General features: G+C 61.7%; 19 protein-coding genes and 2 tRNA genes. 8 read left to right on the top strand and 13 right to left on the bottom strand.

Annotation, left to right across the window (positions count from 1 at the left end):
• The first annotated feature begins 22 nt into the window (after positions 1 to 22).
• The 4 genes from Cte04_RS02745 (at position 23) to Cte04_RS02730 (ending at position 2,824) form a co-directional block, all read left to right on the top strand.
• Positions 23 to 1,918 carry a SurA N-terminal domain-containing protein gene (locus tag Cte04_RS02745; protein ID WP_066471307.1) on the top strand — a complete coding sequence of 632 codons (1,896 nt, stop codon included), beginning with the start codon at positions 23 to 25 and terminating at the stop codon, positions 1,916 to 1,918.
• A 71-nt stretch (positions 1,919 to 1,989) separates the two neighbouring features.
• Positions 1,990 to 2,065 (top strand) — tRNA-His (locus Cte04_RS02740).
• Between the two features lie 112 nt (positions 2,066 to 2,177).
• Positions 2,178 to 2,253, top strand: a tRNA-His gene (locus Cte04_RS02735).
• Between the two features lie 235 nt (positions 2,254 to 2,488).
• Positions 2,489 to 2,824 carry a bacteriocin gene (locus Cte04_RS02730; protein WP_066471304.1) on the top strand — a complete coding sequence of 112 codons (336 nt, stop codon included), beginning with the start codon at positions 2,489 to 2,491 and terminating at the stop codon, positions 2,822 to 2,824.
• A gap of 239 nt (positions 2,825 to 3,063) precedes the next feature.
• Here Cte04_RS02730 and Cte04_RS02725 read toward each other — a convergent pair whose 3' ends face one another.
• Entirely contained in the window at positions 3,064 to 3,360 is a 297-nt protein-coding gene (locus Cte04_RS02725) for an H-NS histone family protein (protein ID WP_083526461.1), read from the bottom strand.
• Between the two features lie 451 nt (positions 3,361 to 3,811).
• On the opposite strand from Cte04_RS02725, the gene Cte04_RS02720 reads away from it, so the two are divergent.
• Complete coding sequence (locus tag Cte04_RS02720) at positions 3,812 to 4,267, top strand: helix-turn-helix domain-containing protein (RefSeq protein WP_245633262.1); 456 nt, start codon at positions 3,812 to 3,814, stop codon at positions 4,265 to 4,267.
• Between the two features lie 32 nt (positions 4,268 to 4,299).
• On the opposite strand, the gene Cte04_RS02715 is transcribed toward Cte04_RS02720, so the two are convergent.
• Positions 4,300 to 4,821, bottom strand: coding sequence for a low affinity iron permease family protein (locus tag Cte04_RS02715; RefSeq protein WP_066471296.1), 522 nt, complete (start codon positions 4,819 to 4,821; stop codon positions 4,300 to 4,302).
• Positions 4,822 to 5,161: 340 nt separating this feature from the next.
• Between Cte04_RS02715 and Cte04_RS02710 the strand changes: the two genes are divergently transcribed.
• Complete coding sequence (locus Cte04_RS02710) at positions 5,162 to 5,431, top strand: hypothetical protein (RefSeq protein WP_066471932.1); 270 nt, start codon at positions 5,162 to 5,164, stop codon at positions 5,429 to 5,431.
• Positions 5,432 to 5,601: 170 nt separating this feature from the next.
• A complete protein-coding gene (locus Cte04_RS02705) occupies positions 5,602 to 7,032 on the top strand; it encodes a sensor domain-containing diguanylate cyclase (RefSeq protein WP_066471929.1) in 1,431 nt (476 codons plus the stop codon).
• A 337-nt stretch (positions 7,033 to 7,369) separates the two neighbouring features.
• On the opposite strand, the gene Cte04_RS02700 is transcribed toward Cte04_RS02705, so the two are convergent.
• The 9 genes from Cte04_RS02700 to Cte04_RS02660 all read right to left on the bottom strand — a co-directional run bounded on the left by Cte04_RS02700 (position 7,370) and on the right by Cte04_RS02660 (position 15,411).
• Complete coding sequence (locus Cte04_RS02700) at positions 7,370 to 8,392, bottom strand: tyrosine-type recombinase/integrase (RefSeq protein ID WP_245633260.1); 1,023 nt, start codon at positions 8,390 to 8,392, stop codon at positions 7,370 to 7,372.
• An 8-nt stretch (positions 8,393 to 8,400) separates the two neighbouring features.
• The gene (locus Cte04_RS02695; RefSeq protein ID WP_066471292.1) at positions 8,401 to 8,637 is read right to left on the bottom strand and encodes a DUF4224 domain-containing protein; all 237 of its coding nucleotides are present in this window, start codon (positions 8,635 to 8,637) and stop codon (positions 8,401 to 8,403) included.
• A gap of 107 nt (positions 8,638 to 8,744) precedes the next feature.
• The gene (locus Cte04_RS02690; RefSeq protein ID WP_157081796.1) at positions 8,745 to 9,125 is read right to left on the bottom strand and encodes a hypothetical protein; all 381 of its coding nucleotides are present in this window, start codon (positions 9,123 to 9,125) and stop codon (positions 8,745 to 8,747) included.
• A complete protein-coding gene (locus Cte04_RS02685; RefSeq protein WP_245633259.1) occupies positions 9,115 to 9,294 on the bottom strand; it encodes a hypothetical protein in 180 nt (59 codons plus the stop codon). The genes Cte04_RS02690 and Cte04_RS02685 overlap by 11 nt, the downstream gene beginning before the upstream one ends.
• Positions 9,294 to 9,842 carry a hypothetical protein gene (locus Cte04_RS02680; RefSeq protein WP_174522874.1) on the bottom strand — a complete coding sequence of 183 codons (549 nt, stop codon included), beginning with the start codon at positions 9,840 to 9,842 and terminating at the stop codon, positions 9,294 to 9,296. The genes Cte04_RS02685 and Cte04_RS02680 overlap by 1 nt, the downstream gene beginning before the upstream one ends.
• A complete protein-coding gene (locus Cte04_RS02675; RefSeq protein ID WP_066471280.1) occupies positions 9,839 to 10,063 on the bottom strand; it encodes a hypothetical protein in 225 nt (74 codons plus the stop codon). The genes Cte04_RS02680 and Cte04_RS02675 overlap by 4 nt, the downstream gene beginning before the upstream one ends.
• On the bottom strand, positions 10,060 to 10,959 hold the full coding sequence (locus Cte04_RS02670) for a phage Gp37/Gp68 family protein (protein WP_066471278.1): 900 nt from the start codon (positions 10,957 to 10,959) through the stop codon (positions 10,060 to 10,062). Before Cte04_RS02670 ends, Cte04_RS02675 begins: the two co-directional genes overlap by 4 nt.
• A gap of 57 nt (positions 10,960 to 11,016) precedes the next feature.
• Positions 11,017 to 12,813: a DNA cytosine methyltransferase gene (locus Cte04_RS02665; RefSeq protein WP_066471276.1), complete on the bottom strand. Its 1,797-nt coding sequence runs from the start codon at positions 12,811 to 12,813 to the stop codon at positions 11,017 to 11,019.
• Between the two features lie 60 nt (positions 12,814 to 12,873).
• A complete protein-coding gene (locus Cte04_RS02660; protein ID WP_066471265.1) occupies positions 12,874 to 15,411 on the bottom strand; it encodes a DNA methyltransferase in 2,538 nt (845 codons plus the stop codon).
• A gap of 76 nt (positions 15,412 to 15,487) precedes the next feature.
• On the opposite strand from Cte04_RS02660, the gene Cte04_RS02655 reads away from it, so the two are divergent.
• Complete coding sequence (locus Cte04_RS02655) at positions 15,488 to 15,754, top strand: hypothetical protein (protein ID WP_066471263.1); 267 nt, start codon at positions 15,488 to 15,490, stop codon at positions 15,752 to 15,754.
• A 48-nt stretch (positions 15,755 to 15,802) separates the two neighbouring features.
• Here the strand turns inward: Cte04_RS02655 and Cte04_RS02650 are convergent, their stop codons facing one another.
• Positions 15,803 to 16,495, bottom strand: coding sequence for a hypothetical protein (locus tag Cte04_RS02650; RefSeq protein WP_066471260.1), 693 nt, complete (start codon positions 16,493 to 16,495; stop codon positions 15,803 to 15,805).
• 70 nt (positions 16,496 to 16,565) lie between these two features.
• Complete coding sequence (locus Cte04_RS02645) at positions 16,566 to 16,838, bottom strand: HU family DNA-binding protein (protein WP_066471257.1); 273 nt, start codon at positions 16,836 to 16,838, stop codon at positions 16,566 to 16,568.
• Positions 16,839 to 16,855: the final 17 nt, after the last annotated feature.

The raw sequence follows: 16,855 nt of genomic DNA, 5'->3' as shown, positions 1-16,855 counted from the left end.
TGCTGCCGCAGAAAGATAGACCATGTTCGAATCCATCCGCAAGCATTCCAAGTTCGTGATGATCTTGTTGTTCTTGCTGATCATTCCCTCCTTCATCTTTGTCGGGATCAACCAGAACTATTTCACGGAGTCGAGCAAGACCGTGGCCCGGGTGGATGGTCATGACATCACGCAACAGGATTGGGACAATGCGCATCGCGTGGAAAGCGACAGGCTGCGCGCCCAGAATCCCAACATGGATGTGAAGCTGCTGGACTCGCCAGAGGCCCGCTACGCCACGCTGGAAAAGCTGGTGCGCGACCGCGTGCTGGCGGCGGCCGTGAAGAAGCTGCATCTGACCACGACCGACGAGCAGCTGGTGCGCACCTTGCAGGAGATTCCCGCGATTGCTGCCCTGCGCAAGCCCGATGGCTCGTTGGACGCACAGGCCTACAAGGCACTCGTGGGCTCGCAGGGCATGACGCCCGAAGGCTTCGAAGCCAATCTGCGCAATGAACTGGCCCTCAACCAGGTGCTGGGCGGCATTTCCGGCACGGTGTTCACGACCGATGCGGAGCTCAAGCAGGCCATGGATGCGCTGTACCAGCGCCGGGAAGTGCAGGTGGCCCGCTTCGATGCCAAGGCGTTCGCCGACAAGGTGCAGCCTTCAGAAGCCGAGCTCAAGGCTTATTACGAAGCCCATACCAGCCGCTTCCAGCAGCCCGAAGAGGCTTCGGTGGAATATGTGCAGCTGGATCTGGCTGCCGTGGAGGCCGGGATCACGCTGAGCGAAGACGATCTGCGCACCTATTACAAGGAAAACGCGGAACGTCTGGCCGGCCCTGAAGAACGGCGCGCCAGCCATATCCTGATCAATGCCGCCAAGGATGCTCCGGCGGCCGATCGTGCCAAGGCAAAGGCCAGGGCGGAGGAACTGCTGGCCAAGGTACGTGCGAACCCCAAGAGCTTTGCGGAAGTGGCCAAGGCCAACTCGCAGGATCCGGGTTCCGCGGCTTCCGGCGGCGACCTGGGGTATTTTGGCCGCGGCGCCATGGTCAAGCCGTTCGAGGATGCCGTGTTCGGCATGAAGGAAGGCGAGATCAGCGATGTGATCGAATCCGACTTCGGCTACCACATCATCGAGCTGACCGGCATCAAAAAGCCCAAGGCGCCTTCGTTCGAGGAAATGCGTCCCAAGCTGGAGGCCGAGCTCAGGAAGCAGCAGGCCCAGCGCAAATTCGCCGAAATGGCCGAAGCCTTCTCGAATGGCGTCTACGAGCAGTCGGACAGCCTGCAGCCCGTTGCCGACAAGTTCAAGCTGACCATCCACAAGGTTGACCATGTGACCCGCCAGCCTTCTGCGGGCGCGCAAGGCCCTCTGGCCAATGCCCGTTTCCTGGAGGCGTTGTTCTCCAAGGATTCGCTGGAAAACAAGCGTAATACCGACGCGGTGGAGCTGGCTCCCAACAGCCTGGCCGCCGGCCGCGTGACGCAATATTCGGCGGCCCGCACCTTGCCGATGAACGAGGTGGGCGACAAGCTCAAGCAGCTGTATGTGGCACAGAAGTCGGCCGAACTGGCTCGCCAGGAAGGGCAGGCCAAGCTGGCCGCCTGGAAGGCCAAGCCTGATGCCGCGCAGCTGGCTGCTGCCGTGACCGTGAGCCGCGACCAGCCCCAGAATCTGCCGCGAGAGGTCGTGGATGCGGCGCTGAGCGCGTCGACGGCTGCACTGCCTTCCTGGGTGGGTGTGGACCTGGGTTCCGAAGGCTATGCCGTGGTGAAGGTCGGTCGCATTGTGGAGCGCCCCGCGACGGACGCCCAGTTGCTGGAGCAGCAGCGGGCCCAATTCGTGCAGTGGTCGTCGCTGGCCGAAGTGATGGCATATTACGAGCTGCTGAAGAAACAGCTGAAGGTCCAGATCAAGGTCGCCCGGCCTTGAACTGAATTGGGAAATTAGTTCGAAGTTCGACTGAGGACTGATTTTCCTGAAGTACAATAGATGTCTCTACGGTGGCTGTAGCTCAGTTGGTAGAGTCCAGGATTGTGATTCCTGTTGTCGTGGGTTCGAGTCCCATCAGCCACCCCAGATCAGAAAAAAACGCCTCATGCACCATGAGGCGTTTTACATTGCCAAAAGTCGTACTTGCTTTGCAAGCCTCGAAAGGCGATGTTTTTACAGTAGAATCATTGCTTCTACGGTGGCTGTAGCTCAGTTGGTAGAGTCCAGGATTGTGATTCCTGTTGTCGTGGGTTCGAGTCCCATCAGCCACCCCAAATCAGAAAACGCGCCAGTGCTTGCAGCTTGGCGCGTTTTTTCTTTTGTGTCTTACTGGCTGCAAGCGGGCTGAAAACGGAGCGGGCAACAACTGTCCGCATGACTACGGCGCTCCGGGACCGGCTCCGGCAACCGGGGTTGCCTGCAGGACTTAGATGAAGAGCGGCTATCCCCCTGGAGTCGTTGTAGGGATGGATGGGAGCATCTGCTTTATGGAATTCGAAAGGCCTGCTGATGAGAGCGAGCAACTTTCCGCGCCATATCGACAAGCCGGTGGACCCCGACCTGCTCGAACAGGCCAAACCCGGGCATGGTGTTCCGTCGCAGGATGCTGATGCCGGTGCTCAGTTCGGGCTGTCTCCCGCGGAAGCGGCGCGGGAGGCGCGGACCAGCATGGCGGGTGGCGCTGCGGTTGCAGGCATGGCGGCCGGTGCTGCAATCGGCGCTGCAGTTGCCGGCCCGGTAGGGGCGGTGGTGGGGAGTGCCTTGGGAAGCGTGGTCGGCGCATTCGGGAGTGCAGCAGTCAGTGGTGCAGTGATGCCTGCAGACGAGGCGTCGAAAGAGCCATAGACGTAGAAGTTCACTGTAGCCTGATGCTCGAAATACGTACGTCGCACCAATGGATATGGCTTTGTATGCTTGCCGTTACCTCGGTTTTTCAGCCGTGTATCTGAAGAATTGGAAGAGCCACTTGCTGTAGAGGGCGGAAAACGCTTTCAATGCCATGCGAGGAAGCGGTGGTGCCGAGTGATGGCATAAAGCGCTGACGTATTGGAAAAAATGGCCTTCAAGGCCATTTTTTCCAGAGTTTATTGGATTTCGAACTGCGTGCGGTCCTTGTCCTTGATCCAGACAGGCGGCTTGCCGCGGCCAGTCCAGGTATGGCCGGTCGCCGGATCCTGGTATCTCGGAGCTACCAAGCCAGTCGTACGCCTCTTCTTGGCTGGAGGAAAAACATCTTCATGGGTGAGACCGAAACTCTCTACCAAGGTCCGGATCTGATGTATTGCTTCGGTGACCTCTGCTTCACGGGCTGTAGCAATTTGCTGCTCCAGTGCCGCACGCTGTGCCAGCAATTCTTTGTATGAGGCCGTATGTGTTTTCATATGGTATTTCCTGTGTGATCCTTTGCATCGGATGCGTCCATCGAAGTGGCGAATGCTTTCGATGCCTTCATGTCGGTGCGAGAACGCTTGCCGTCTGTGGCCTAGCGTGAGTGTCTGCATGGAAGCCATGGTTAGACCTGGGCTTCCATGAAGCGACTCAGCCGCAAGCGTCGCGCCGGCGTCTTAAAGTTTGCTGAAACACGGCTCTGATGGTGGCGCTGCGGAATGGCATGCGGCGGTGAGGCTGCATGCGACGATGGCAAATGCAAACCTTCTTTCAATAAAACGAGCTTGGCCGGTGCTGGTGCCCGAGTACTCTGTGCCGGTATCGGCCGGATGGCGGCAGAAAAACCTTGCCATCTTTGTATATGCATGGCGTTGCGCCTTGTGGTTTCAGCTACCGCTTCACATGGACGGATGAGCTTTGTACAGTACATCACAAGGGGGTGAAATGATGACTGCTTTTTCTGATGCATTCCGGACTGAAGTTTCGCGTGTGGCGCGCAAGGAAATCAAAGCGGAACTCGAAGTCCTGCGAAAGGCCGCTGCGGCTCAGCGGGCCGAGATCGTGGCGCTGAAGCAGGAAATCAAGAAATTGGCTTCCGACTTGAAAACTGCAAGAAGAGATATGGTCCGGGTCGGCACCAATGAAAAAGCGGCTTCCCAGGCTGCCGAGGAAGCGGCCCCCAAAGCAAATCGCTTCAAGTTCAATGCGCAGATGCTGGTTGCCAAACGGAAGAAACTGGGAATTTCCCAACAGGCCATGGCCGTCTTGCTGGAGGCATCCACTCTTTCCGTCAGTCGCTGGGAAAGCGGCAAAGTGATGCCGCGCGCAGCGCAGCTGGAACGTCTTCAGGCAATTCTCAAAATGGGCAAGCGCGAGGCCATGGCCCGATTGCGGGCGTAAGGCGGAGGGCGAGGAGTCCTGCGCATATGCAGCTAGAAGTCGACGGGCTTTGAATCGTCATCATCGATGGAGTGGCATTCCTTGTCCTTGCCCGCCTTGCGCGCCCGGGCAGCCAGGCTGTCATAGAAGGCAGCCACTTCGCGCAGCTGTTCTTCATCAAGGTCTTCGATACCGATCATGCGATTGCTTGCCACTTTGCTGGCGGCCAGCAGTTCGTTGAGCTTGAGGTGCAATGCCACGCTGTCCTTGTTCTGGCTTTGCTGGATGAGGAAGACCATCAGGAAGGTCACGATGGTGGTGCCGGTGTTGATGACCAACTGCCAAGTCTCCGAGTAATGGAACATCGGGCCCACCGCTGCCCATATGCACACTGCGACCAGTGCTGCGCAGAATGCGATGGGTGTTCCTGCCCAGCGCGTGACCTTGTTGGCAAAGTGATCGAAAGCGGTCAGCAGCCGTGAATGATCGGCATAGGATGCGCTGGAAGAATCAGGCATGGAGCCCATTACGTCTTTTTTGTTTTTTTCCTGCACGTTGTATTGGATGTTTGGCATGTTTTACTCGGCTAATCGAATAGACGGACGGAATACTGCTTGTGTTGCTTCAATCCCCCGTGGAGCCTGCAGAAAAATGTGCCATGCAGGCATCTGAAAATCGGGTGGTTCTGGATCGGGCAAACCTTGTTCAATATTGGTGACAAGCCGATGGAAAGGTCGTAGGAGCTATTCTTGATGGCCGGTCGGCCTTATATGGTTTGATGGAATAGCTGTTGCAGCATGTGTCGTTATTGAATCGTTCTGGGATATTTGATGTGATAGTTAAAACCAAGAATTATTCTTATTCCATTGCCAAAAGTTAGTCGCTCGCACGTCAGTCATGCCCTACCATCAGGGCATGATCATTTCCTTGCACATCGATCAAACGGACCCCGGCATCTACAGCGCCCGGATTCTTGATGGAAGAAATGAGATTGCCGAATTTCAAGCTGTAACGATTTCGGCAGCCATACGGCAAGGGGCTGTCGGCGTCAGGGCGGGCGTCGAGGCGCTTCATCTCTGGTATGAGCATGTAAGCATCGGCACGACTTCTGTCTATGCGATGGCCTATGACGCGGAAACATTGGCCAAGCGTCTGGTAAGCCTGCATTCCCAGTTCAAGAGATAGGCCTCTCTCTTCCCAACCGGCGCTTGGCCCGGCTCCTTCGGGCAATGTCCGTGTCAGATCTTCGCTGCGTTCATGCGATGGGCCCGCCCGCATGGCCATGTCGGCAATAATTGTGAGTGGAGGTGTTCTTTGTGACAAATTCACTCGCAGAAGGTCTGGACTTCGAAGACATGTTCGACCTTGCTCCTGTATCGCTCTGGATGGAGGATTACAGCGAGCTCAGGCAGTTGTTCGATCAATGGCGAGCCAACGGGGTTGTGGACCTGCTTGCATTTCTGCGAGAAGACCCGCAGCGACTGGCGCGTTGCAGCCAGTCCTACAAGGTCCTGCGCGTCAACCAATACACCCTGGATTTGTTCAAGGCTCCCGACCAGCAGACATTGCAAGGCCGTTTGCATGAAGTCTTTCGCGGTGACATGCTCGATAGCATCGTGAGCGAGTTGCTCGCGCTATGGCAGGGGCAGCTCAGCTTCGAGACCCGGTCGGTCAACTATGCACTGGATGGGCGGCGGCTGGATGTGCAGGTGCGGGCCCGGGTGCTACCCGGCTATGAGGATAGCTGGAGCCGGGTACTGGTTTCGCTGGAAGATGTCACCACCGAAGTGCAGAGCACGCTGCAATTGCAGCGCAGCGAGCAATATGCCAGGGACTTGTTCGAGTACTCGCCCGTATCGCTATGGGTGGAGGACTTCCGCGAGGTCAAGCGGTTGCTCGATGAAGTGCGGGCAAAGGGGATCAGCGACTTTCGCACTTTCCTGAAGGTACATCCGGAATTCGTCACGCGGTGCATGCAGGAGATCCACGTCCTCGACGTCAACCGGCAGACGCTGCAGATGTTCGGTGCGCAGAGCAAGGCCCAGCTGCTGCAAAACCTGCCCAAGATCTTCCGCGGGGAGATGTATGAGTCGTTTGCCGAGCAATTGCAGGACCTGTGGGACGGCAAGCTGGTGCAGCAGCGGGAGGTTGTGAACTACGCGCTGACCGGCGATGTGCTCCACATCCACCTGGAGTTCTCCATCATGTCCAGCCATATGGAGAACTGGGGCCTGGTGCTGCTGTCTCTGGTGGACATCACGGCCCGCAAGAAGGCCGAGGCCTATCTGGAGTACCTGGGCAAGCATGATGTACTGACCCAGCTGCGCAACCGGGCTTTCTATACGGAGGAGCTCAACCGCCTGTCCCGCAAGGGGCCTTGGCCGCTGTCGCTGATTGCCATAGACATGAATGGCCTCAAGGGCGTCAATGACGAGCATGGACATGCGGCAGGGGATGCCATGCTGCGCCGCATGGGCGAAGTGCTGGCCAAGGCCGTGGATGCGCCGGCCTGTGCGGCCCGCATTGGCGGCGACGAGTTCATGGTGCTGCTGCCGGCAACCGACGAGCGGGGCGCCCAGGCCGTGCAGGAGCGGATCCTGTCGCTGCTGGAATTGAACAACCAGTTCTATCCGGGGCACACCATCCATGTGTCCATGGGCATGGCCTGCGGTCACGAGGGCACGCCCATAGAGTCCATCGTGCAGCGCGCGGACCAGGCCATGTACGCAGAAAAGGCGCGTGCCTATCAGGCCAGGACCAGGGACCGGCGCCTGAGCGAAGCGTGAGGCGAGTGGTTTCGGGCTTGCGGGCCGGCTGCCTGCGGCGGCAGCGCCGCCAGACAATTGAGTTTGCAGGCCTGGCTGGCGGGATCCATGCAAGAAGGGCTTTCCAGTGCGTTGGAGGGCCCGGAAATGCATAGAAAAACGGCCTGCGTGATTTCTCACGTAGGCCGTTGTCTTTTATGGTCGGAGCGGCGGGATTCGAACTCGCGACCCTCTGCTCCCAAAGCAGAGACGTTTGCCAAGAAAAACAACCGCTTAGGCGATTTTCTTCTAACGCTATGTCTGTTCCGCGTCGTTATTTATCAATAACTTGCAGAGCTTGGTTAGATGGCTTTTGCACCTACTTTGCGGCCTTCGCGGTGATGGCTCGCTTATGCCGAATGTAGTCAGCTGTCTGGGATTGGGTGGAGTGGCCGCCAAGGCGCTGGGCGGCTTTGATGTCGTGGGACTCGTCGATGTCAGTGAGCGCTTTGGCGCGCAGATCCCGAAACTGGGTGTTCACCAGGCCGGCCCGTTTGAGGCCTCGCTTCCAAGCGCTGGAGGCGCCGGAATAGGTGTAGGCCTGGCCGTCGAGTTTGCAAAACACATGACGATGGCCACTTTGTGGGAAGGCCTTGAGCCGGTCCACCAGCTTCCGCAGGCGTGGCGTCCACTGCACCAGGATCGCGACTGCCGTGCTGTCAGCGGTCTTTCCAGGCCTGAAGAGGATGCCTTTGCTGCTGATGTCTCCCCATTCCAGTTCCAGCAAGTCACTGGCCCGTTGCCCAGTGAGCAGGGCCATCTCGACCAGGCAGCAGATCATCGGACCGCTGCGCGTGCGCTTGCCGTCATCGCCGTAGCAGATACCAACTTTGATTCGCCGCAGCTCCGAGTCTGTGATGTACCGGGTGCGAGGCGGCGTCTTCGCGGTCTTGATCGAGTCCACGGGGTTCGTGCCCTCGGCCCGGTAGTCCTTCTCCTCGGCATATCGCATGAGCTCGCGCAGCATCGTGCGGTAGGCGTTATAGGATCGAGGCCGATTCTTGTAGGCTTTCAGGAATTCGGCGATGTGTGACGGCCGCACTTGGCTGGCCCGGAACTCGGCGAAGGCTTCCTTGATGGTGTTGGTCTGATAGAGGTCATTCGCCTGGGTTTTTGGCTTGTGCTGACTGGATACCTCCAGCATCCAGTCAGCAATCAGGGCGGGCATCATTTCTGACTTCAGCTCTGCCTGTTCCAAGTCTGCGAGGGCCCGGTACATGGCCGGCATGCCATCGCGCACACGGCAGAGCTTGGTCCAAACGCGCTTCTTCCCTTCGGCGCGTACATGCCAGTACGAGCCGCTCTTGATGTGGACACGTTTTGGTAGGTCAGATTTGGTCATACTCAAATTCAAGTTGCCAGACGAAGCGATGGCTTACGCAGCTGTGGCTGTTGGGCCATGGAGGTTGAGGTCGCACCGGTGCAAACGGCGTCGTAGTGCGCACGTTCCAGCAGCACGCGGCCCGACCGTGAGATTCGGGCACGGAAGAACCCCAGCGCCAGAAGTTGGGCCAGCTGGCGGGCTGGCTGCCTGTAGCCGGTAATGTCGGCGATTTCCTGTTCAGAGAGGGTGATGTTCGTGTTCATGGCTGCTCCATGAAAATGCCGCCCGAAGGCGGCTGTCGATTAGGTTTCGTCGTCTGGCCATGTTGGCCAGGGCTGGCGCTTGTCGCGCCTTTGTCGTGCACGGCGGCTCATGGCTGCTGATCTCCTTCCTCAGCTGAATGAAGGTCCGGCACATCGGGAGGTGAGAATTCCCAGGAGCACTGGACTGGTTGCCAATCTGCCGAACCCCACTGGGTTGCAAGCCAGCCTGCGCACAGCTTGTGCTGGCCGTTCGCATAGCGCTGGACATGGCAGAGAAAAGGCTTCTGCTCCAGCATGGCCTTGATCGCATCTGCCATGGTCTGCAGGCAGCCATTGGGAACCGTGCCAGCGCGGAAGGCACAGGACTTGCATCGCTCGTCCGGCTCGCCTTGCTTTTCGAGGTTCTTGATGATGGGTTCCACCAAGCGCGCAAGCTGGATGCCCAGGGCGCGCCCTTCAGGGCTTACGCGTTTATGGTCATAGTTCATGCTGCTGTCCCTCCTGCGCCTGGGCGGGCTGTGATTTCGGTTTGCTCAAGGCATGCGCTATGTGCCGGGCATAGGTGGCCACGGCACGCCAGTACGCGGCCATCGGCCCCTTGTGACGCTTCCATGCGATTTCCGCTTCGTTGTTCGCCTGGTCGCGCAGATCGCGCATCACGGCCTCGATGCGTGCTCGGTCGCCTGGTGCTCGCAGCAGCCTGCGAAGAAGCACGCCGCGCATTTGGCACCCAGCGCATCCGCTGTCGGGGCAGCGGCAAGCACGGCATCGATCGCCAGCGAAGCAGCCAGGCCCTCGGTCGAGATTTGCTCGCAGGCCTCCAGCATCATCTGCTCGTCGCCCTGGGCGGCCGTCTCGGCTTCCATCTTCATGCTGTTGATGGCGGCCTTGGCATCCTCGAGCGCTGCCCGCAGTGCTGGAACATTTTCCGGTGCGCTGGCGCTGGGCGATGTTCCAGCGGCCCCCGGAGCCTTGCTGGGCTTCATTCCTGCTGGAACATCCAGTGGAACATTTGTTGGAGCATCGCGCAGAAGTGTTCCACCCATGCCGTATCGCTTGAGGTAGTCCAGCGCTTGGTCGGCGAGATCGTTGTCCGGCGCGGCTTTGCGAAGGGACTGGACGAGCCGGCGCACCAGCATGGCCAATTCGTCCACATTGCCGCGGACGGCAGTTTGCGAAATTTCGCAAGTTCTCTTGTCTGTCATTGCATGCTCCATGAAATACAGGCGGCGGCCGTGCAGCGGCCCGAGGTCAGGCCGCTGGTCAGGACGGTGAAGTTCAGCCGGCTCTTGCAGCGCGGACACTCGAAGTGCCCGGACACTTTCTCGGCCGGGGCGAAGGCGGGCGGGGCGCAGTACGTGCGCTTGACCTGGGCCAGGGCGGCCCGGATGTGCGGCGCCTGGGCGCTGAAGGCGGCGGTTGTCATGGCGTGGGAACCTCGTCCCAGGTGCGGCCGTCCAGCAGGCGGCCTGCGGCCTTCTTGCCAACGTGCACCAGGGTTTCACCGTCTGGCCACGAATAGCAGCGCGCTTCCGGGCGGGCGTGCGCAAGGATCTGGCGCGTGGCTTCTCCAGGCTCCTTGCCAATAGGCAACCATTCGCCGTGCTGCTTGTAATGGAAGGCCACGCCGGCTGCCTGGCACTGATCGCGCAGGGAGCGCGCCCAGTCGGGATGCATCGGTCGCGCGCCGGGGCCGCTCTCGCCGCCGGCGATCACCCAGTCCGGCAACAGTTCGCGCGGAATCTCGCCGAGATCGGACAGCAGTGGTTCGCAGCTCCAGAAGTGCACGCGCGCCGGTATGGTCTTGAGCTTCGGCCCGTCCCGCAGCATTTCTTCACGGTTCACGATGGTGGCGCCGACCCAGACATTGGGCAGAGGCATTTCCTCCGAAAGCGGCCAATAGGCCTCTTCATCGAGTGCAATCTCGGCCAGCATGGACTTGACGTTGCCAATGCGCTTGGTCAGCAGCAGCCAATCCAGATTGGGCGTCTTGGCGATCAGGCTGAAAAGGTCCGCGCGCCACTGAGGATCGACCGCGTTGTCGAACACGTCGGCCAGCGAGGCGCAGAAGACGCGCTGCCGGCGGCCGTGTTCGGCAAAGAAGGCCTCGTGGTTGGCGTTCCAGGCCAGCGGCTTGCGCCAGTTGGCGGCGCTGGTCCTGCGCCGCGGTGCGCCCGGGCCCCAGTTGATCGCCGTGCCGCCCGCATAGCGCGCATTGCGCGTCTCAGCGTAGCAGTGGTCACAGCCTGGGCCTACCTTCTGGCAGCCGTCCCAGGGGTTGAAGGTGTGATCGGTCCATTCGATCTTGCTGTTTTCTGACATTGCTTTCTCCATGGAAATGGCCTGCGCAAGGCAGGCCAGCAGGTAGCGGGGCAGCGCTCAGGCGGCTGCGGAAGGCAGGGACAGGGCAACAGCCATGGGCCGCACCCAGATCGGCTGAGCCGAGAGCAGGAAGGTCTCGCCAGTCCACGCCAGCAGCAGCGTCTCGCCCATGACGTGGGCAATGGCCTCGCCGGCGGCGCTGGGGACGGCATTGCCGATGCGCTCGCGCCAGGCCTGATCGCTCAAGCCGTCCAGTTCCAGCATCTCCTCTGGATCCACGAGGCTCTGCAGGGCGGCCAGCTCCAGGGTGGTGAAGGGCCGGTGCCAGGTGCCGTCCTCGGCCACGATCCGGCAGACCAGCTTTTCCGCCGGCGCCGGCATGGCGCGCGGGTCGGCAACAGTCCAGCGGCCGTTGTCGTGGCAGGCCGCGGCGCTGACGGCTCCGGCCGAGGATTCCCAGGGCACGACGCCGTAGTGGCCGCCGGTCAGGTAATGGTCGCCGGCCTCGCGGCGCATGCCCGGCCGTGGATCTGCCACGGCATATGCACCTTCGCCCGACGTGCTGCCCGCGATAACGGCGCGTGTCGGATCGATCCAGGCGGTTACATGGCGCTTGCCGTGCAGTTGCGAGGGGTCGGCCCCGCCGCGTGGGTCGGCGACGGCCTGGCCCGTGCCGTGAGCACTGGTCACAGCCATGGAAGCCCGGTCCCAGCGAACGATGCGGAACTCGTTGCTGTGCTTGGCTGGGCCATGGTGCCGAGGATCCGCCACGCTGTACGCGCCCTGGCCAGGGCCCTGCTGGCCGGCCACAGTGCCGGTGCTGCCGTCCCAGCGGCGCACGCCGTAGGCTTGGCCGTCTTTCCACAGGGCGGACTGCTCGAAGCGTGGATCGGCCACGGCAAAGTTGCCGCAGGCTGGCCGGCCTTTGCCTGTGATGGTGGTGCTGGGCCGCTCCCAGCCCTGCACGCCCAGGACGCCGGCATGCATCTCTGGCACGATCAGGTAGTCGCGCAGCTTTCCGTCCTCGACCGCCAGCCGATTCAGGCTGCGCCAGTCCGAGCCGGCCTCCACGAACGCCAGCCGCACCCAGGTCTTCCACTGCAGGCTCGGCACGCGGTGCATGGGACCGGCGCGCAGGTCGCCCGGCAGCAGCATGCGGCCCAGCACGTCGCCCACGGCGCGCAGCGGCTTGGCATCGGGCTGGTACAGGAAGGGCGGTACCTTCTCGATGTGCCGGGCCACCAGCAGGAAACGCTTGCGGCTCTGGGCCAGGCCGCCGATCTCGCCACAGTCGTGCGTCGTCTCGGCCACCGCGTAGCCGTAGGCGCGCAGCAGGCTGACGATCTGGTCCAGCAGGTGCCGGCCGCGCGTGGCAATCCTGGGCACGTTCTCGAAGATGATCAGTTCCGGCGGGTCGTCGTGCCAGGCCTCGAGCATCAGCCAGACGCCGCGCAGGGTCAGGCGGTTCAGGGCCTGGTACTTGTCGGTCTTGCTCTTGCCCTCGGACAGCAGGCCGCTGAAGCCCTTGCAGGGAGCCGAGAGGAAAACGATGTGGGGGCGCTCGCCGCCTGCCGCGCGCTGGATGTCGGTGGCCGTGGCCTCGCGCCAGTCCGCCGGCGGCTCGCTGCCGTGGAAGGTGCGGTACTGCTCGCGGTCGAACAGGTCAAGCACGGTGCCGGGCACGCCCGTCAGGCGGCTGAAGTCGCGGATGCTGGCCGCGTCCACGTCGATGCCGCCCAGGCAGCGGAAGCGCGCCTGCAGGTTGCCCACGCGCGGGCTGGCCCGGTTGAAGCCGCGTGCGCCGCCGCCCAGGCCGCAGAAAAGGTGGAAGTGCTTGATTTCCTTGGTGATCATCACGTGTCCCAAAAAGAAAGCCCACCTGGTGGTGGGCTGGGTGAATGGAATGGAAGTGCGTCAGGCCAGCTCGAGCGAATCGAAAAGGGACGGCATGCTGATCTCGCGCTCCATGGCCTGGCAGTAGCTGACGCCATCGAGGAAGTACTGGAGCGATAGCTCGCACCCGCGGCCGCGCCGGCCCAGCTTCAGAGCGCGGTAGGGCACAGTCATCAGGCCGCCGAAAGGGTCGTAGACCTCATCGCCCGGATTGCTCCACTGCACGATGGCCCGGTCAGCGATATCGAACTGCATCGGGCACAGGTGCATTTCCTTGCCCTTGGCCGACTGGGCGCCGTTCAAGGTCAGCATGCGGGTGATGTCGCTCCAGACCTCGTCGCTCCAGCTCTGAGGCTGTAGCAGCATGAAGGTCACCGGCAACTGGCCGGCGTCCTCCAGGTGCTGGGCAATGCGCACGTGGTGCTCATAGTTGTAGACCTCCTGCAGGCTGTGCTTCTTGAACAGCTGGTAGATCGCATCGTGGGGAAGGCCGGCCAGGTGCTCCGGCTGCAGCGGCCGGTCGCCCGAGCTGCGCGCAAAGCCGTGCGCGTCCGCCTGCCATCGGGCCCGGGTATAGGTGGCCTTGTCCTTGACCACGGGCGTGTCCGCGTAGGTCTTCTCGGTGCTGGTCGGCGGCTTGCGGAAGATCAGCAAGTACTCCGGCATGCCCACGCCCATCTTGGTACCGTCTTTGCACTGCTCGGTCCAGCCCAGGCGATAGGTCTGGTTGTTTTCGCGCACCACGTCGGTGACGATGGTCTTCATGCCCATGTAGCCGAAGCCGTGCCGCCGGAAGCACTCGATCGTGTCCAGGTGGAAAGGGTAGACCGTCTGGAAGGCATGGTCACCCAGGCCGCTGGGCACGATCCTGTCCTTGACGTGGATGGCGGCTATCCGGCCCGGCTGCAGCACCCGCAACAGCTGCGGCACCAGAAAGTCCATCTGCTGGAAGAAGTGCTCGTTGTTGTCGGTGTGGCCGAAGTCCGCATAGTTGGGCGAGTACTCGTACTGCGTGCTGAAGGGGATGCTGGTCAGCACCAGGCCCACGCTGTTGTCGGCCATGGCGGCCGTCTCGCGCACGCAGTCGTTGTGGACGCAGGTGAAGCGCTCGCCTTTCACCTCGGTGCGCTCCACGCCCATTTTGCGGGTGAGGGAAGCGGCCATGCCAGCCTGGGATAGGCCGAACTCGCGGATGATTTCTGTCATTTTTGCCATCATTTCGTGGTGCTGGGCCCATTTGCGCTCCAGGTCCCTTCGGATCTGGCGCTCGGCCTCGGTGTAGATCAGGTCGACGCGCACCTCCTTCGTCTGGAGGAAGCGCTGCAGCCGGTGGATCGCCTGAATGAAGTCGTTGAACTTGAAGCCGATGCCCAGGAACACGGCCCAGGCACAGTGCCGCTGGAAGTTGCAGCCGCTGCCCGCGATCACGGGCTTGGCCGCCAGCTCTTGGATGCGGCCGTCGCTGAAGTCCACGATGGCCTGCTCGCGCTCGTCCAGATCCTGGTTGCCGTAGACGCTGACGGCCGTGGGCACCGCGCGCTCGATCGCGTGCCGCTCAGCTTCCAGGTCGTGCCAGAGGATTCGGTGGGCGCCCGGGTCCTCGGCCCGGATCTCCATCATCTTGGCGATGCGCGCCTGCAGGCTGTCGCGCTTCTCGCGCGAGGCCTCGATGATCCCGATGGCCTCTGCCTTGAACATGCGGGCCTGGCCGTAGACCTCGTGGCCGGCCTGCTCGTGGTCGGCGGCGATCTCGTGCCAGCGCACGTCCAGTGGCGGCAGCTCGTACCCCTCGTCGCTGAAGCCCAGGTCACTGGGCCGCTGCACGAACAGGCCCCAGGAGGCACACCACATCCAGAATTCACGTTCCTTGTGCGGGTGGATCGTCAGCTGGTCGGCCTTCTCGCTGTTGCGCTTGAAGAACCGCGTCTTGGCCTGGCCAACGTCCATCACCCCCAGAAAGGCCGAGTAGGCCAGCAACTCTATGAATTCGTTGGGGCTCGGCGTGGCCGTGGCCACGAATCGGTACGGCACGCCAACGGTGCGCACTCGCGCGTCCATGGTTTTGCGGTCGCCGGCGAACAGGGCCATGAACTCGCGAAAGGTCTTGGTTCCGCCGAAGCCGCGCAGGCATGAGGCCTCGTCCAAGCTGGCCACGGTGAAGCGCGTCGGGTCCAGCTTGCCGTCCCGCACCGTCTCGTAGTTCGTCAGGTAGATGCCCTCCGGATCGTCGCAGTCCTCGATGGCGCGCACGAACTTGACCTTGATGCCCAGCATGGCCGCGTCCCGAAAGAACTCTTGGCGCACGCCCAGCGGGATCACGATCAGGCCCATGCCGCCGGCCTTGGCGCGGGTGATGCGCACGATCTCGAGCTGCATCACGCTCTTGCCCAGGCCGAAGGCCGCGAAGAGCGCTCGCCGGCCGCCTCGCACGGCCCAGCAGACCATGGCCACCTGGTGGGGCTTGAGCAGAGGATTGACTTCGTGCGGCTCGCAAGGAAACCCGGTGTCGGTCGGCAGCGTCACCTTGGCGCGCAGGAATGTGTCGTAGGTGTCGGTCATAGGGTCCAGAAAAGCAAAAGCCCGCGCGATGCGGGCAGGTGGATAAACTTCAGCTGATTCAAATAGGGAGGCGTTTATGGACCAGTGCGACAAAGATCCCAGCTACAAGATGAACCCACGCAAGGTAGGGTTCGACTTTCTTTCCGGTGAGGTCATGCAACGAGGCTTCGTTACCGGCGCGGCTCTCGACGCGCTGGGAGTTGGCGACGGGCCTGACGAAAGTTCCCGATATCGCGCGGCCTATGACAAACACTGGGAAGTGATCCATCAGGTAGCTCGCGAGAAGTTGGCAGACGGTGAGGATCCACCAACGGTCATCGCAGCTGACCTCCCGACAGAGTGAATCAGGACAAGGCGCAGCGCGCCCTGTGCTCATGCCTCTGGTGAGGGGTTACTGCTGGTCGCCCAGCACCGAGTCGGCGAAGGCGGATTCGGGCGTGCGTTCTTCGCCGTCGCCTTCCTCCTCGCTGTCTTCGTCGTCATCGTCGAAATCGAGTTCGCCGCTGCCGCTGTCCCTGGCCGGCGGCGTGTCGGGCTTGCCAGCGCGGTAGCCCTTCTTGGCCTGGACCAGTTCGGCCGGTGCGAGCAGCTTGATGGAGATTTCCCCTTCGGCGGCCAGGCCGGACAGCTCGCCGAAGAGGTCGTTGTCCTGCAGCTCCTCGCCGTTGTATGAGATCGTGCCCTTGATGGTCACGCTGCCGCCCTCTGACAACTCGTACTGCAGGCCGGACAGAACCGCGTCGGTGAAATCGACGTGGTTCTCGTCGATGCCCCAGTCCCAGATGAAGTGATAGCCGCGCCATTTCTGCCCCTTGCCATAGTGGTAGATCAGGGGAAGCTGCGGGTGGCGCAGGTTCGGCAACGGGATGACGACGCCGGGGAGCGGATCCTGGCCGTCCTTGAGCGCGTTGTTGCAATAGTGGTGCTCGCGCAGGCCCGGCTCGATCAAGTCCAGCAGGGTGTTTTCGCCGGTCAGGGTGAAGGAAAGGTCGATCGCGCGGACCTTTTCTTCGCCGTGCAACTCGCGGCGGGGGTTGGCGTTAGTGATCGCTACTGTTGTGGGTTCAGCCAGTTCGAAGGCCATGGTGTTCCTTTGGGAATGAAAAAAAGCCCGCTGGGTAGCAGCGGGCCAGGGGCAGTCGTTGCGGGGCTGATCAGTTCACGGCATCCTTCAGGTGCTTGCCGGGCTTGAACTTCGGCACGCGCGCGGCGGCGATCGTGACGGTCTCGCCAGTGCGCGGGTTGCGGCCGGTGCGGCCGGCGCGCGTGGCCACGCTGAAGGTGCCGAAGCCGTTCAGGTGGACATCGTTGCCTTTCTGGAGGGCGTGGCGGATGGCATGGATCGCTGCATCGAGAGCCCGGCCGGCCTCCGATTTGGTGATGAGGGCGTCGGTTGCGATGTAGTCGATCAGGTCGGATTTGTTCACGGGAGGCTCCTTGGGGT

It is taken from the genome of Comamonas terrae, assembly GCF_001544075.1.
In the GTDB taxonomy this organism is placed as follows: domain Bacteria; phylum Pseudomonadota; class Gammaproteobacteria; order Burkholderiales; family Burkholderiaceae_C; genus Comamonas; species Comamonas terrae.
The sequence above is the reverse complement of the archived record's forward strand: the minus strand, read 5'-3'. Positions and strand labels throughout refer to the sequence as shown.

What these genes read in the sequence shown, in the direction of transcription:
- Cte04_RS02745 (WP_066471307.1), top strand. Translation starts at nt 23, where the DNA reads ATGTTCGAATCCATCCGCAAGCATTCCAAGTTCGTGATGATCTTGTTG.
- Cte04_RS02730 (WP_066471304.1), top strand. Translation starts at nt 2,489, where the DNA reads ATGAGAGCGAGCAACTTTCCGCGCCATATCGACAAGCCGGTGGACCCC.
- Cte04_RS02725 (WP_083526461.1), bottom strand. Translation starts at nt 3,360, where the DNA reads ATGAAAACACATACGGCCTCATACAAAGAATTGCTGGCACAGCGTGCG.
- Cte04_RS02720 (WP_245633262.1), top strand. Translation starts at nt 3,812, where the DNA reads ATGATGACTGCTTTTTCTGATGCATTCCGGACTGAAGTTTCGCGTGTG.
- Cte04_RS02715 (WP_066471296.1), bottom strand. Translation starts at nt 4,821, where the DNA reads ATGCCAAACATCCAATACAACGTGCAGGAAAAAAACAAAAAAGACGTA.
- Cte04_RS02710 (WP_066471932.1), top strand. Translation starts at nt 5,162, where the DNA reads ATGATCATTTCCTTGCACATCGATCAAACGGACCCCGGCATCTACAGC.
- Cte04_RS02705 (WP_066471929.1), top strand. Translation starts at nt 5,602, where the DNA reads ATGTTCGACCTTGCTCCTGTATCGCTCTGGATGGAGGATTACAGCGAG.
- Cte04_RS02700 (WP_245633260.1), bottom strand. Translation starts at nt 8,392, where the DNA reads ATGACCAAATCTGACCTACCAAAACGTGTCCACATCAAGAGCGGCTCG.
- Cte04_RS02695 (WP_066471292.1), bottom strand. Translation starts at nt 8,637, where the DNA reads ATGAACACGAACATCACCCTCTCTGAACAGGAAATCGCCGACATTACC.
- Cte04_RS02690 (WP_157081796.1), bottom strand. Translation starts at nt 9,125, where the DNA reads ATGAACTATGACCATAAACGCGTAAGCCCTGAAGGGCGCGCCCTGGGC.
- Cte04_RS02685 (WP_245633259.1), bottom strand. Translation starts at nt 9,294, where the DNA reads ATGCGCGATCTGCGCGACCAGGCGAACAACGAAGCGGAAATCGCATGG.
- Cte04_RS02680 (WP_174522874.1), bottom strand. Translation starts at nt 9,842, where the DNA reads ATGACAGACAAGAGAACTTGCGAAATTTCGCAAACTGCCGTCCGCGGC.
- Cte04_RS02675 (WP_066471280.1), bottom strand. Translation starts at nt 10,063, where the DNA reads ATGACAACCGCCGCCTTCAGCGCCCAGGCGCCGCACATCCGGGCCGCC.
- Cte04_RS02670 (WP_066471278.1), bottom strand. Translation starts at nt 10,959, where the DNA reads ATGTCAGAAAACAGCAAGATCGAATGGACCGATCACACCTTCAACCCC.
- Cte04_RS02665 (WP_066471276.1), bottom strand. Translation starts at nt 12,813, where the DNA reads ATGATCACCAAGGAAATCAAGCACTTCCACCTTTTCTGCGGCCTGGGC.
- Cte04_RS02660 (WP_066471265.1), bottom strand. Translation starts at nt 15,411, where the DNA reads ATGACCGACACCTACGACACATTCCTGCGCGCCAAGGTGACGCTGCCG.
- Cte04_RS02655 (WP_066471263.1), top strand. Translation starts at nt 15,488, where the DNA reads ATGGACCAGTGCGACAAAGATCCCAGCTACAAGATGAACCCACGCAAG.
- Cte04_RS02650 (WP_066471260.1), bottom strand. Translation starts at nt 16,495, where the DNA reads ATGGCCTTCGAACTGGCTGAACCCACAACAGTAGCGATCACTAACGCC.